Consider the following 13,829-nt stretch of genomic DNA (forward strand, 5'->3'; position numbering starts at 1 on the left):
CCTCACCGCCTTACCCGCGATTTCAGCCAGCGGTCGAAGGCCACGGCGAGGATCAGGATCAGGCCGATGACGATGCTTTGCGTGTAGGACGAGACGTTGTTGAACTGCAGCCCGTTCTGCAGCACGCCGATCAGTGCCGCGCCCACCACCGTGCCGCCGACCGAGCCAATGCCGCCGAACAGCGAGGTGCCGCCGATGACCACCGCCGAGATCACCGTCAGCTCGTAGCCGATGCCGGCGACGGCTTCCGAGGAATTGAGCCTGGCCGATAGCACGAAGGCGGCAAGGCCGGCGAAGAAGCCGACGATGATGTAGACCGAGATCAGGATGCGGTCGACGCGCAGGCCGGACAGCCGCGCCGCCTCGGCATTGCCGCCGACGGCGTAGACGGCGCGGCCGTAGCGCGTGTAGCGCAGGACGATGTGGCAGAGGATCGCCGCCGCCGCGAAGATGATCGCCGGCACCGGCACCGGGCCGATCAGCCCGGTGCCGAACCAGCGCATCGAAGCGTCGAAGCCGGAGATCGGGCCGCCATTGGAGATCGTCAGCGTCAGGCCGCGAAAGACGGTGAGGCCGCCGAGCGTGACGACGAAGGGCGGCACTTTCAGCCGGGTGATGGCAAAGCCCTGGACGCCGCCGGCCAGGGCGCCGACGACGACGGCGGCCAGAAGGGCTGCGAACCAGCCATAGCCTTGTGCGCCGGACGTCGACAGCGACAGCGTGTTGGCGGTGCCGCCCTTGGCCACCACCGCCGCGACCATGCCGCAGAAGGCCAGCAGCGAGCCAACCGACAGGTCGATGCCGGCGGTGAGGATGACGAAGGTCATGCCGAGCGCGATCAGCCCGGTGATCGAAATCTGCCGCATGATGTTGAAGATGTTGATCGGGTCGATGAAGCTCGGCTTCAGCACGGTGAAGACGACGATCAGCAGCGCCAGGAACATCAGCGGTCCGAAGCTCATCAGCAGGCGCGCGACATTGATGCCGCCGCGCTGGCTCTGTTCGGTCGTGCTGGTCATTGCGTCACTTCCTGCGTTTGATCGAGCGCCATCAGTTCCATCAGTTTTTCCTCGGTCGCCTCAATGCCTGGCATTTCGCCGGTGATGCGGCCGCGTCGCATGGTGACGATCCTATCCGACACCGCAAGCACTTCGGGCAATTCCGACGAGATCATCATGATGGCGATGCCGCGCCCGGCGAGCTGCACCAGGATCTGGTGCACCTCGGCCTTGGCGCCGACATCGACGCCGCGCGTCGGCTCGTCGACGATCAGCACCTTGGGGTCGCGCGCCAGCCAGCGGGCGAGGATGACCTTCTGCTGGTTGCCGCCGGACAGCCCCTCGATGGGCTGCTCGGGCGAGGCCATGCGGATCGACAGCGTTTTTCTGTAGCTCGCCAGCGCCTGGCGCTCGCGGCGCTCGGCCATGAAGCCGAGAGCGTTGGAGTAGCGGCCGAGCGCAGCGACGGAAAAGTTGGTGAGAATGCCGAGCGCGGCGAAGATCGCCTGATGCTTGCGGTCTTCCGGCACCAGGCCGATGCCGAGGGCGATGGCGTCGGCGGGTGTTTCAGGCGCGATCGTCTTGCCGTCGAGGGTGATGGTGCCGGCGGCGATGCGGTCGGCGCCGAAGATGGCGCGGGCAAGCTCGGTGCGGCCGGAGCCGACGAGGCCGGCGACGCCGAGGATCTCGCCCGCCTTGAGGTCGAGATCGATGCCCTCGAGCACGATGGCGTGCGGCGCCTGCGGATCGCGCACCGTGCGCAGGCCGCGCACGGAAAGCCTGACGTCGCCGGCGACATCGCGCAGCGTCGGCCTGGCATAAAGCTCGGACGCGGCGCGGCCGACCATTTTCTCGATGATTTTCGGCAGCTTGATCGGCCCGCCATCGCGGTCGAGATGGCCGGCCAGCCTGCCGTCGCGCAGCACCGTCATGCGGTCGCAGATCGCGGAGGCCTCTTCCAGCCGGTGGGTGACGAACATGATGGCGACGCCGTCCTTGCGCAGCCGGCCCATGATCGACATCAGTTTTTGCACTTCGGTTTCGGTCAGCGCCGAGGTCGGCTCGTCCATGATGATGAGCCGGCTCTTAAGCGACAGCGCGCGGGCGATCTCGACCAGCTGCTGCTCGGCCACCGACAGCGCAGACACCGGCGTCGCCGGGTCGAGGTCAAGGCCGACGCGGGCGATGATCGCGCGCGAGTCCACCTCCATCTTCCGCCAGCTGACCAGGCCGAAGCGCCCGAGCGGCGCGCGGCCGATAAAAATATTCTCCGCCACGGTCAGCGTCGGGATCAGGCTCAGTTCCTGGTAGATGGTGACGATGCCGAGGCGCTTGGCATCCTGCGGATTGTGCGGATTGAATTCTACGCCGTCGAAGACGATGCGGCCGCTGGACGGCGGCATCACGCCGGACAGGATCTTGAGCAGCGTCGACTTGCCGGCGCCGTTCTCGCCGAGCAGGCCGAGGATTTCGCCGGGCCGAACCTCGAGCGAGACATCGCTCAGCGCGGTGACGCCGGCAAAGCGCTTGGTCACGCCCTCGACGGCGAGGAGGGGGAGAGATGGCGCGATGGCTTCAGTGACGGACAAAAGTTGCTTCCTCGATGCAGTTTTTCACGCCATCTCTCGGCGCTTGAACACCCCCTCTGTCCTGCCGGACATCTCCCCCGCAAGGGGGGAGATCGGATGTCGTCACGGCTTTCGCCAATCACCAACGTTGAAGAAAAGGCGCAGCCAGCGAAGCTGCCAATCTCTCCCCTTGCGGGGGAGATGGCCGGCAGGCCAGAGGGGGGTGCTGTCCCACCGACCTCACCAATTGGCCTACTTCGTCTCGCCCAGCCTTTCCGCCTTGTCGAGATTGTCCTTGCCGATGACGATCGGCGTCAGCAGCACGAGCTTTTCCTTCGGCTCGGTCTTGTCCCTGGCATAGGCGACGGCGATCTGCACCGCGGTGCGCGACTGCTCGCCGGGGAACTGTTCGACGGTGCCGGCCAGCTTGCCGTCGCGCACGGCGACCAGCGCTTCGGGAAGCGCATCGAAGCCGTAGATCTTGACGTCGGTGAAGTTGCGCGCCGCGCAGGCTTCGACCGCGCCCAGCGCCATGTCGTCATTGGCGCAGATGATCGCGTCGGGCTTGCCGTTGGCGGCAAGGCCGGCCTCGGTGACCGAGAGCGCCTCGGCGCGGGCGAAATTGGCGGTCTGCTCGAAGATGATCTGGTACTTGTCCTTCATCGGGTCGAGGACGTTGTGCACGCCCTTGTTGCGGTCGATCGCCGGCCCGGCACCTGGCTGGCCCTGCAGATGGAAGATCTTGGCGCCGTTCGGGAAAGCCGCCACCATGGCCTGCGCTTCGGCCTCGCCGCCCTTGACGTTGTCGGCGCCGACATGGGCGAGGATGCCTTCGACCCCGTCGACGCGGCGGTCGATGGTGACGACGGGGACGCCGGCCTGGATCGCTTGCTCGATGGCCGGGGCCAGCGCGTTGACGTCGAGTGGCGAGATGACGATGGCGTTGACCTTCTGCACGAGCGCTGCCTCGATATCGGCGGTCTGCTTGGGCGCCGAGTTCTGGCCGTCGCTTTCGACAAGATTGACGCCCTGCGCCTGAGCTTCCGCCTTGATCTGGTTCAGCATGTGCACAAAGAACGGAAAGCCGAGGCTCGGCACCGAACCAAGGATGGTCAGCTTGTCCTGGGCGAAAGCCAGTTGCGGAGCGGCCAGCGCCATCGTGCCCATCGCCACGGACGACAGCAGGAATTCACGTCTGTTGATCAATTTAGTCTCCTCCCACATGAGCGCATGAACCCGAAAACCGGTTCCGGTTTTCCGAAAATTCCTGCGTCGATCCAGAAATGGAGTGTCCTTTGAGCGCCCAGGGGGACGCAACGGCGCTCCAGCCGGTCCACCGCGACGTTCTCCTCCGCTCGGCGCCGGCGGGCGGATGCTAGCCAAGGCCGGAGATTTGCGCAAGGAACGGGCGGTATTCGGTTCCGGTCGGGTCCCCGGCCTGTTGTTTGGCGGCTTCGCTGGGTTCGCCGGGTTGCCCGATCTCTCAGTCTGCCACCGCCGGCTTGCTGCTGTCAGCGACAGCAGGGTGATTGATCCAGATACGACCGCAGGACCATGAGCCCCGCGATCAGGCAGCGGATGCCCACGGCGCTGAGCGGATCGAGATGATCCAGCACAGTCTTCTGCGCAACATTGCCGAAGCCCCAAAAGGCAGCGGCAAGCAGAAGCAGACAGTTGGCCTGCACCAAAGCTTGCGCCGCAAAGGGCGGATCGCTGGTTGCTAGCGGGCGGCGAGCTTGTCCCACCGCTTGCAATACAGGCGGACGCCGACGGGCATGATCTCATAGCCGGCGTCATTCAACTGCAGCTTCATCTCCTCGAAATGCCGCTTTGAGCCGCTGACGATCGATTCAGGGGTGTAGTCCCGGCCGTTGCGGGCGGCATTGGCCAGGATGTCGGCATAGAGGCGCATGCTCGTGATTTTCACATCCGATTCCAGCACCTGCCTGCATCCTCTAGCGAACGACGGCGACTGGGCGGCGGAAAAACTCAAGATCGTGCATGCCAGCATTATCGAAACAGGACGCATGGAAACCTCCCCCGGATTGCCGCTTTTTGCGGCAAACGACCTTGCAATTTGTGCGCCTGCGACGGGATCGGGCAGATGCAGTATTCGGCCTCCTGCATTTGTAGTATTCTGTCTTGGGACGGGTTCCACCATGACGGTCAATGACGCTTCGAAAGCGCAGACGCTCGATGCCTTGTCGGGTCGCGAGCGCGCGGTCGCGGAAAAATTCGCAACCGGCATGACCTATCGCGAAATCGGCAATGCACTTTTCATTGCCCCAACCACTGTTCGCACCCACCTTGCGGCCATCTACGAAAAACTTGGCGTGCGCACCAAGATCGGGCTCGCGGCGTATTTTGCCGGCGCTTCCGGCGCTCGGCCGGGCGGGCAGTCACGTCAGTCGGACGCTCCGCCGGTGCTCGCCATATTTCCGATCGAATGCCTGAATTCCGAAGAGCGCTGGCGCCGCTTTGCCGACGGCCTGTCGTCAGACATCACCATCAACCTGGCGCGATACGCGGGCTTGCCTGTCATCGCCTTCCACACGATGAAATCGCTGGGCAGCAAGCCGGCCGATTTCGCGGCTGACGGCAAGGCGCTCGGCGCCACCTATTTCGTATCGGGCCAGTTGCGTGCGGACGACCAGAGGATTCGCTTGACGATAGAGCTTGCCGATGCCCGCAGCGGCGTCGACCTGTGGAGAGAGCGCTACGATCGCCCGGCCGAGGACATTTTCGCGCTGCAGGACAGCCTGGCCGAAAGCATCATCAACGTGTTCGCCGGCAGTTATGGAACGCTGGCCACGGTCGGCCGCAATGCGGCTCGCCGCAAGCCGCTGGCCAGCTTGCGGGCCTACGATTTTTATCTGCTTGCCCTCGAACAGCACACCATGTTCAGCCGCGCCAGCAATGCCGAGGCGATCCGCTTGTTTTCGCGCGCGCTGGAGCTTGATCCTACCTTCGCAAACTGCTGGGCCGAACTCGCCTACGCCTATTCGATCGAGGCCTGCAACGGCTTTGGCGACGACGTGCTGACGTCGATCGAGAACGGGTGGATCACGGCCGAAAACGCCTTGCGCCTCGACCCGACGGACAGCTGCGCCCACGCATGCCTTGGCAATGTCAGGGCATGCCTTGGCGATCTCGAAGGAGCGGAGCGCGCGCACCGGCGGGCTCTCGAATACGGCTCCAACCACGCCGGCATACTGCTGCTGCTCGCCGGCAGCAAAGCGCTTGTCACCGGCGATCCAGCCGAGGCGATCCCGCTCATCGAGCGTGCCATGCGCCTTAATCCATTGGCCCCGCCCTGGTATTTCGGCATGCAAGGCCGCATCCTGTTTGCCGCCGGCAGGCATCGGGAAGCTGTCGCGGCGCTCCGCAGGAGTTCGCCGGAGTCGCCGGACGTGCTGATGTTCCTGGCACTTTCGCATGCGGCCATGGGCGAGACCGGCGAGGCGGCGCGCGCCGCGGCCCGCTTGAGAGCCGATTTTTCAGGCTTTTCGGTCGAACGCTTCATCGCAGGCTATCCGGTGACCAACCGGGACGCCTTGCTTGCCATCCGCCACGCTGCCGAACTGGCGAAGCTGCCGTAGGCAAGTTGAAAAATTGACACGACCGTCTGTCTCGGCCATCCTTATGCCAGCCGTCTTCTCCTGCGGCGGCGTGTGTATGAGCGAGTCCATGGCCAGTTCCGTCACCAGCCAGAATTCCAAGCGCGCTGCAGTGCGCAAGGCGCTCGACCGCCACAAGGTCTACATCACCGCGCAAAGTTTTTCAGCCGGCGCCTACAAAGCGCGTGTCCTCGTCGACGGCGAGGCTTATTGGGTCGACGAATTCCGGCTGAGCCAGCTCCAGCAGGGTCTGTCGCCTGCCGAGCTCGAACTGACGCCGGCCACCGACGATTGAGTGTGACGTTCATCCCTTCGTCATCCCAGGAATATTTCGGGGCGCAGGCGGGACAGTACCCCCCTCTGGCCTGCCGGCCATCCCCCCCGCAAAGGGGGAGATTGGCAGTGTCACTGTGGCCGCCCTCTTGGCAACGTCGGAGGTTGGCGAAAGCATTCGTGACATCCGATCTCCCCCCTTGCGGGGGAGATGTCCGGCAGGACAGAGGGGGGTGTGAAGAAACTCGACGGAGGGTGATCGGTTCTGGACCTCTGCATTCTTCGGCAGATGTCACGGCATGGAACCCAGGGCCTGCACTTCGCTTGGCGTTCGCTCCGTCCTGGTATGACGAAGGCGCGAACGCTCGCTCGTTCGCCACCACCGCCTAGCCCCATGCCAGCTCCCTCCAAACTCAAGGCCTATCGCGCCAAGCGCGAATTCCGCAAAACGCCGGAGCCCGCCGGTGGGCCGGTTGCCGCAGAAGGCAATCGCTTCGTCGTGCACAAGCATCACGCTGCATCAGACCATTACGATCTTCGCCTGCAGGTCGGCGATGTGCTGAAGAGCTGGGCGGTGCCTCGCGGCCCGTCGCTCAATCCGGCCGACAAGCGGCTGGCGGTCGAGACCGAGGACCATCCGCTTGAATATATTGACTTCGAAGGCGTCATTCCCGAGGGCGAATATGGCGGCGGGCCGATGATCGTCTGGGACACCGGCGTCTGGGCGCCGATGGACGATGTCGAAAATAGCCTGCGCACCGGCTCCTTCAAATTTCGTCTCGCCGGCGAGAAGCTGAATGGCGGCTGGATGCTGACCAGGCTGAAACCGAAGCCCGGCGAGGATGAGGGCAAAAAGAACTGGCTGCTGTTCAAGGAGCGCGACCTCGCCGCCGACGCCAGGCTCGACATACTGGAAGCCCGGCCGGAAAGCGTCAAATCCGGCCGCCGCATCGAGGAACTGGTTGCAACCCCGAAGCCTGCCGCAAGGCGGGCGAAACCGGTGGCGCTGAAACCCGGTGCGCTGCCGGGTGCGGTTAAGGCGCAGCTGCCTTCCCGGATCGAGCCGCAGCTGGCCACGCAGGTTCCGAAGCCGCCGGGCGGCGAAAGCCCTGCCGAAAAAACGCGCGAAATCTGGCTGCACGAAATAAAATTCGACGGCTACCGCACCATGGCGCATCTGGCCGACGGCGCGGTCAAATTGATCACCCGCGCCGGCCTCGACTGGACCAGGCGCTATGGCGACCTGTCGCTCGCCTTTGCCGGGCTGCCCTGCCGCGATGCAATCATCGACGGCGAGGTCGTTGCGCTCGACGCCAGGGGCATCAGCCGCTTTGCCCTTTTGCAGGAGGCGCTGGCCGAGGGCGCCGGCAACAAGCTCCACTTCTATGCCTTCGACCTGTTGTATCTCGACGGCTGGGACCTGACAAAAGCGCCGCTCGGCCGGCGCAAGGCGCTGCTGTCGCAATTGCTGTCCGGCCTGGGCGCCAACTCCGCCATCCAGTTCTCCGACCACGTCGAAGGCGATGGCCAGGCGCTCTACGACCAAGCCTCCGAGCTCGGGCTGGAAGGCATCGTCTCCAAGCGCGCCACCGCGATCTACCAGAGCGGCCGCACCAAGACGTGGACCAAGACCAAGGCGCTGAAGACCGGCGATTTCGTCATCGCCGGCTACACCACTTCCGCTGCAGCCGAGGGGCTGGCCGCGCTCGGGCTCGGCGAATTCGAGGATGGCGAGCTGCACTATCGCGGCAAGGTCGGCACCGGCTTCGACGCCGCCACCGCCACCGCGTTGCTGGCCCGGCTGGAGCCGCTGCGCGCCGGCGCGTCTGCACCCGAAGGCGTTCCACGCGAGATCATGCGCGAGATGAACTGGGTGCGGCCGCTGCTTTCGGCCCATATCCACTATGCCAACCGGACCACCGATAATGCGCTGCGCCATGCCGTGTTCCGCGGGCTGCGCGATGTCGGCCTGTCGACGCCTGTATCGGCCAAGCGCAAGCGGCTGATCGCCGAGGCCGACCTCGCCACGATCTGGGTGACCAACCCGACGCGGCGGCTGTTCGGCAGAACCGGACCGACCAAGCTCGATATCGCCGTCTACTACGCGCTGGTCGGCGACTTCATGCTGCCGCACATTTTGGGCCGCCCGGTGTCGCTGGTGCGCTGCCCGACCGGCAAGCCGCAGGACTGCTTCTTCCAGCGCCATGCCTTCACCGGCATGCCGAAATCGGTGGCGACTTTCGAGGCGACCAATTCCGAGGGCGAAACCAAATCCTACCTGTCGGTCGAGGACGCCAAGGGCTATCTGGCGCTGGCGCAGTTCGGCGTCGTCGAGTTCCACACCTGGGGCACCCATCGCACGCGCCTCGACAAACCCGACCTGATCGTCTTCGACCTCGATCCCGGTGAGGGGGTTGGCTGGCGCGAGGTGGTCGAGGCGGCGGTGCATATCCGCGCCGAACTGGAGGCGATGGGGCTGGTGCCGTTTGCCAAAACCTCGGGCGGCAAGGGCATCCACATATCAGTGCCGGTGACGCAAAAACAGAACTGGAAAAAACTGCACCAGGCGACCAGCGCCATCTCCTCGGCATTGGCCGCCACGGCGCCCGACACCTTCACCACCACCATGGGCAAGGACAACCGCAAGCGGCGCATCTTCATCGACTTTCACCGCAACGCGCGCGGCCACACTTCGGCGGCACCCTATTCGCTGCGCGCCCGCACAAACCTGCCGGCCTCGACGCCGGTGAGCTGGTCCGATCTGGAATCCATCGACGCTCCGGAAGATTTGAATTATTCTTCACTGCCGGGGCTTCTGGCCACCTCCGGCGATCCCTGGGCCGACATGGAAGATTTCGCTAGGGATTTGCCGGTATTGTGAGGGCGATGTAGGTTTTGCGCAGCGTCGTTCGTCCTTTGGACGAGGCGCTGCGAAATGTTCGACGGTGCACGGCCGCGTAGGAGAGTTTCATGGCGCCCAGGGCAAGTTGGAAAGGTTACCTCAAGCTCAGTCTCGTCAGCTGTCCGGTTCGGCTGTATCCGGCGACGAGTGCCAGCGAGCGCATCAGCTTCAACCAGCTGCACAAGGACACCCACAACCGCATCAACATGAAGCCGGTCGATCCCGAGCTCGGGCTGGTCGAGCGCTCGGATCTGGTCAAGGGCTACGAATACGAGGACAAGCAGTACATCATCATCGAAGATGCCGACCTCGAGGCGGTGCGAATCGAATCCAACCACACGATGAACATCGAAGCCTTTGTCGACGAGCATTCGGTCGACGTCATCTATCAGGACGCCCCCTACTACCTGGCGCCGGATGGCGCGATGGCCGAGGAAACCTTCGCCGTGCTGCGCGAAGCGATGCGCAAGTCCGGCAAGCTGGCGATCGCGCGGCTGGTGCTGTCCAGCCGCGAGCGCGTGGTGACGATCGGCGCGCGCGAGAACGGCATGTTCGTCTGCACCTTGAGGAACCCGAACGAAGTGCGCGGCACGGCTGAATATTTCGGCAACATCCCGGCCGGCAAGCCCGACCCCGAAATGCTGCAGCTTGCCGAAGCGCTGATCAAGCAGAAGGAAACCACCTTCGATCCGAAGAACTACGAGGATCGCTATGAGATCGCGCTGATGGCGATGATCCGCGAGAAGCTCAAGGGCCACAAGCCGATCATCGCGGCAGCGCCCGAGCGCGGCAATGTGATCAATCTTATGGATGCGCTGAAGGCCAGCCTGTCGCAATCGGCCAAGCCGCCGGCCAAGAGCAAGAGCAAGGCCGATGAAGCGGCGAAACCGGCAACGAAATCCGCCAAGGGCGGCGCCGGCGCGGCCAAGGAAAATCCGCTCAAGGCCAATCTGCTCAAGGCCGTCGGCAAGAGCAAAGGGTGACAGCGCCCACCGGTATAATTTCCGGCAGCGTCTTCGGCGCCATCGGCGCGCTGGCGGCGTTCCCGCTGAGGCTGGCGGCGCGTGAAGTCGAGCGCCGGCAGGGCCAGTTGCGACGCGGCGTCAACAGGCGCACCAGCCATGTCGTGTTCGGCCGCACGCTTCTGGCCAAGGCCGGGGATGCCGAGATCGAGCGCCGCGTCGCCGCCGAGCGCGCGGCCGGCCGCAAGCTGATCAGCGAAAACGGTTTTTTGCGCCTGCTCGGGCTGATCAAGGCGCCGGAGGCTTCGGCGCTGCCCAGACAGTCGCTCATTGACCAGTCGCGGCTTGCCGCCGCCGACCTCGACCTGTTGTCGCTGTTCGATGCCTTCGAGCATGATGGCGAACCCTATTCGTTTCGCGACCTGATCCTGGCCCGCAAATATGCCGGGCTGATTGCCGGTGGCGCCTCGTGGGGGGCGATCGCGCGCTCGGTGCACCGTTGCGGTCCGATCGCCTCGCTGACCGCCAAGTCGCTGAATGTCGGCTCGCAGCATGGGCGCGCCGATCAGATCTACCTTGAAGGCGGCCAGAGCGAACTCGACGGCCAGCTGCTGTTCGATTTGGGATCGCCGGATGACGACACGCTGGAAGAACTGTTCGCCGATGCTGAAGCCGCGGAACAGGCTGAAGACCACGAGCAGGCGGCGGCACTCTACCAGCGCTGCCTGGCCATCGATCCGGGCGATGCGATCGCCGCCTTCAACCGCGCCAACTGCCTGCGCGCCGCCGGACGCGCGGCCGAGGCGGCGCACGACTATGCCCGCGCCATCAAGTGCGACCCCGGCTTTGTCGAGGCCTGGTTCAATCTGGCCGGGCTGATGAGCGATGAGGGCCGCGACGGCTCGGCGCGCCGGCATCTGCAAAAGGCGATCGCGCTCGATGCCAATTATGCCGACGCGGTGTTCAACCTGGCACGGCTGGAGTTCGACGCCGGCAATCTTGCCGAGGCGCGGCGGAACTGGGCGCGCTATCTCGAGCTCGACGCCAGCTCCGAATGGGCGCGCATGGCGGCCAAGGGTATTCAGTTCATCGATTTGCAGCTGGCGCGGATGTCGGGGTGAGGGCTCGTTTGGTCGCGCTTGAACACCCCCCTCTGGCCTGCCCTCTTTGCCACCACTTGGCATCTCCCCCGCAAGGGGGGAGATTAAGCACTCAGCCGCTTTCGTCATCCTTAAACGTTGCAAGAGTAAGCGGGGCGCCCGAGCTGCCGATCTCCCCCCTTGCGGGGGAGATGGCCGGCAGGCCAGAGGGGGGTGGGACGGAACGCGGCCTTCAAAAGTGGGCCGCCCCATGACCACCTTCCTCCTCGACGGCCCAGACACCGCTCCCATCACCATCCTGCTCGCCCATGGCGCCGGCGCGCCGATGGATTCTGCCTCGATGACCGCCACGGCAAAAGCGCTGGCCGAAGCCGGGTTTCGCGTTGCGCGCTTCGAATTCCACTACATGGCGGCCCGCCGCTACGGCCACCGCAAGCCGCCGCCGCGCGCCGAGACGGTGAACCCGGAATACATCAAGGCGATCGCCGACCTCAGGGCGAAGGGCGTGAACGGGCCGCTCATCATCGGCGGCAAGTCGATGGGCGGCCGCGTCGCTTCGATGATCGCCGACGAGATGTTTTCGAAGCACGAGATTTCAGGGCTGCTTTGCCTCGGCTATCCCTTCCATCCGCCGGGGAAACCGACGCAGCTTCGGACAAAACACCTCGCCGGTCTCAAGACGCCGACATTGATTTTTCAGGGCACACGCGACGAATTCGGGACCAGGGACGAGGTCGCGACCTACGATCTTTCCGACGCCATCGAGATGCGGTGGCTGGAAGACGGCGACCACGATTTGAAGCCGCGCAAGAGCATCTCCGGTTTTTCGGCCGCCGATCATCTGAAGACACTCGCCGATGCGGTGAAGGCGTTGACCGAGCGCATCGCGCGCTGAAGCAGGCCGATGAAGATCGCCACCTTCAACGTCAACAACATCAACGGCCGGCTGCAGAACCTGCTCGCCTGGCTGACTGTCGCCAAGCCCGACATCGTCTGCCTGCAGGAACTGAAGGCAAGACAAACGCAGTTTCCGCGCACAGCACTCGCCGCGGCCGGCTATGGCGCGGTTTGGGTGGGACAGCCGACCTGGAACGGCGTCGCCATACTGGCGCGGGGTTCAGAACCCGTTCTGACCCGCGAGGCGCTGCCCGGCGACGACAGCGATAACCAGGCCCGCTACATCGAGGCGGCGGTCAGCGGCATCGTCGTCGCCTGCCTCTACGCGCCGAACGGCAACCCGCAGCCCGGCCCGAAATTCACCTACAAGCTGGCGTGGCACGAGCGCCTGAACGCGCATGCGGAAGAACTGTTCGACACCGGCCTGCCGGTGGTGCTGGCCGGCGACTACAACATCGTGCCCGAGCCGCGCGACATCTATCCGACCCGCTCCTATGACGACAATGCGCTGGTGCAGCCGGAGAGCCGGGAATCCTTCGCAGCGCTGCTCGACCAGGGCTGGACCGACGCGCTGCGCAAAAAACACCCGAAGGAGACGCTCTACACATTCTGGGATTATCGCCGCAACCGCTGGCAGCGCGACGCCGGCCTGCGGCTCGACCATATCTTGCTGTCCAAGAAACTGACGCGCCGGCTGGCCGGGGCAGGCATAGACCGCGATATCCGCGGCGAGCCCGGCGCCAGCGACCACGCCCCGGTGTGGGTTGAGTTGCGGTGAGGGGTGGGAGCCAATCTCCCCCCCTTGTGGGCAAGGCAATCGCATTTGGATTCTTGCGAAGGTGGACCCCCACCCTGACCCTCCCCACCAAGGGGGAGGGAACGCTGCCGCGCGCTTTTTAACTTCCCCTTTGGCGCCGAAAGGCAGGCAATTTGCCGAGTTCGGCGCCAACGAGGCCTCCCTCCCCCTTGTGGGGAGGGTTAGGGGTGGGGGTCCATCGTAGAGCGAAACCTTAGCCCGGTCGCGCGCCTTCGCGGGCGAAGGCCTCGATCAAAGGTGTGTACCCCTTAAGCTCGGGTTGGGTGGCGAAGCTGTGGCTGGCGGCGGTCGTTGCCCAGGGCAGGCTTTCCGACGTGAAAACCTCGACGAAGGGCACGTACCAATTGTGCTCGTCGAGCATGGTAGCGCGAACATTGACGAAGAAGTCCAGGCCGTGCGGATGGGTGAACATCCAGTTCTTGCAATGCGGGCAGTAGAGTTGCCGGTGCGGGCCATGCATACCGCCGACCACCGGCTCGCCTTGCGTAACGCTGAAGCCGCTGCTTGGCACCGCCATGGTCAGGGAATAAGCGCTCGCGCTCAGCTTCTGACAGCCGGTGCAATGACAGGCCATGGTCAGCAAGGGCGGCGCACTTATGCGAAAGCGTATCCCGCCGCACAGGCAGCCGCCGTCCCAGGGTAGTTCCAATCATCCATCACTTGGCCTCGGTGCTGATTTCCCTGCCGGGCGATTC

Annotated in this window: 13 protein-coding genes; 7 read left to right on the top strand and 6 right to left on the bottom strand. The window is 64.7% G+C overall.

Annotated elements, in window-relative coordinates; genetic code table 11:
- Window positions 1-2 precede the first annotated feature (2 nt).
- The 5 genes from AC0L2R_RS18245 to AC0L2R_RS18265 all read right to left on the bottom strand — a co-directional run bounded on the left by AC0L2R_RS18245 (window position 3) and on the right by AC0L2R_RS18265 (window position 4,736).
- On the bottom strand, window positions 3-1,019 hold the full coding sequence (locus AC0L2R_RS18245; protein WP_023799033.1) for an ABC transporter permease: 1,017 nt from the start codon (window positions 1,017-1,019) through the stop codon (window positions 3-5).
- A complete protein-coding gene (locus tag AC0L2R_RS18250) occupies window positions 1,016-2,587 on the bottom strand; it encodes a sugar ABC transporter ATP-binding protein (RefSeq protein ID WP_473510643.1) in 1,572 nt (523 codons plus the stop codon). Before AC0L2R_RS18250 ends, AC0L2R_RS18245 begins: the two co-directional genes overlap by 4 nt.
- 231 nt (window positions 2,588-2,818) lie before the next feature.
- On the bottom strand, window positions 2,819-3,769 hold the full coding sequence (locus tag AC0L2R_RS18255; RefSeq protein ID WP_023799031.1) for a substrate-binding domain-containing protein: 951 nt from the start codon (window positions 3,767-3,769) through the stop codon (window positions 2,819-2,821).
- A gap of 308 nt (window positions 3,770-4,077) precedes the next feature.
- The gene (locus tag AC0L2R_RS18260) at window positions 4,078-4,251 is read right to left on the bottom strand and encodes an EamA family transporter (RefSeq protein WP_473510689.1); all 174 of its coding nucleotides are present in this window, start codon (window positions 4,249-4,251) and stop codon (window positions 4,078-4,080) included.
- Between the two features lie 35 nt (window positions 4,252-4,286).
- Window positions 4,287-4,736 (bottom strand): hypothetical protein, encoded by a 450-nt coding sequence (locus AC0L2R_RS18265; protein ID WP_473510644.1) that lies wholly within the window; start codon window positions 4,734-4,736, stop codon window positions 4,287-4,289.
- Here AC0L2R_RS18265 and AC0L2R_RS18270 point away from each other — a divergent pair.
- From AC0L2R_RS18270 to AC0L2R_RS18300, 7 genes are all read left to right on the top strand, one after another.
- Window positions 4,726-6,165 carry a LuxR C-terminal-related transcriptional regulator gene (locus tag AC0L2R_RS18270; RefSeq protein WP_473510646.1) on the top strand — a complete coding sequence of 480 codons (1,440 nt, stop codon included), beginning with the start codon at window positions 4,726-4,728 and terminating at the stop codon, window positions 6,163-6,165. The genes AC0L2R_RS18265 and AC0L2R_RS18270 overlap by 11 nt on opposite strands.
- A gap of 88 nt (window positions 6,166-6,253) precedes the next feature.
- Complete coding sequence (locus AC0L2R_RS18275) at window positions 6,254-6,478, top strand: hypothetical protein (protein ID WP_029351283.1); 225 nt, start codon at window positions 6,254-6,256, stop codon at window positions 6,476-6,478.
- A 372-nt stretch (window positions 6,479-6,850) separates the two neighbouring features.
- Entirely contained in the window at window positions 6,851-9,337 is a 2,487-nt protein-coding gene (ligD, locus tag AC0L2R_RS18280) for a DNA ligase D (protein ID WP_473510647.1), read from the top strand.
- 89 nt (window positions 9,338-9,426) lie between these two features.
- Window positions 9,427-10,341 (top strand): non-homologous end joining protein Ku, encoded by a 915-nt coding sequence (gene ku, locus AC0L2R_RS18285; RefSeq protein ID WP_473510648.1) that lies wholly within the window; start codon window positions 9,427-9,429, stop codon window positions 10,339-10,341.
- Window positions 10,338-11,441 (top strand): tetratricopeptide repeat protein, encoded by a 1,104-nt coding sequence (locus tag AC0L2R_RS18290; protein ID WP_473510649.1) that lies wholly within the window; start codon window positions 10,338-10,340, stop codon window positions 11,439-11,441. Before ku ends, AC0L2R_RS18290 begins: the two co-directional genes overlap by 4 nt.
- A 229-nt stretch (window positions 11,442-11,670) precedes the next feature.
- Window positions 11,671-12,315, top strand: a complete 645-nt coding sequence (locus tag AC0L2R_RS18295) for an alpha/beta hydrolase family protein (protein WP_473510651.1) — start codon at window positions 11,671-11,673, stop codon at window positions 12,313-12,315.
- 9 nt (window positions 12,316-12,324) lie between these two features.
- Window positions 12,325-13,095 carry an exodeoxyribonuclease III gene (locus AC0L2R_RS18300; protein ID WP_473510653.1) on the top strand — a complete coding sequence of 257 codons (771 nt, stop codon included), beginning with the start codon at window positions 12,325-12,327 and terminating at the stop codon, window positions 13,093-13,095.
- Between the two features lie 232 nt (window positions 13,096-13,327).
- On the opposite strand, the gene AC0L2R_RS18305 is transcribed toward AC0L2R_RS18300, so the two are convergent.
- On the bottom strand, window positions 13,328-13,783 hold the full coding sequence (locus AC0L2R_RS18305; RefSeq protein ID WP_473510655.1) for a GFA family protein: 456 nt from the start codon (window positions 13,781-13,783) through the stop codon (window positions 13,328-13,330).
- Window positions 13,784-13,829: the final 46 nt, after the last annotated feature.

The sequence above is a fragment of the Mesorhizobium sp. WSM4820 genome (assembly GCF_055811075.1).

What these genes read in the sequence shown, in the direction of transcription:
- AC0L2R_RS18300 (WP_473510653.1), top strand. Translation starts at nt 12,325, where the DNA reads ATGAAGATCGCCACCTTCAACGTCAACAACATCAACGGCCGGCTGCAG.
- AC0L2R_RS18295 (WP_473510651.1), top strand. Translation starts at nt 11,671, where the DNA reads ATGACCACCTTCCTCCTCGACGGCCCAGACACCGCTCCCATCACCATC.
- ku (WP_473510648.1), top strand. Translation starts at nt 9,427, where the DNA reads ATGGCGCCCAGGGCAAGTTGGAAAGGTTACCTCAAGCTCAGTCTCGTC.
- ligD (WP_473510647.1), top strand. Translation starts at nt 6,851, where the DNA reads ATGCCAGCTCCCTCCAAACTCAAGGCCTATCGCGCCAAGCGCGAATTC.
- AC0L2R_RS18270 (WP_473510646.1), top strand. Translation starts at nt 4,726, where the DNA reads ATGACGGTCAATGACGCTTCGAAAGCGCAGACGCTCGATGCCTTGTCG.
- AC0L2R_RS18245 (WP_023799033.1), bottom strand. Translation starts at nt 1,019, where the DNA reads ATGACCAGCACGACCGAACAGAGCCAGCGCGGCGGCATCAATGTCGCG.
- AC0L2R_RS18275 (WP_029351283.1), top strand. Translation starts at nt 6,254, where the DNA reads ATGGCCAGTTCCGTCACCAGCCAGAATTCCAAGCGCGCTGCAGTGCGC.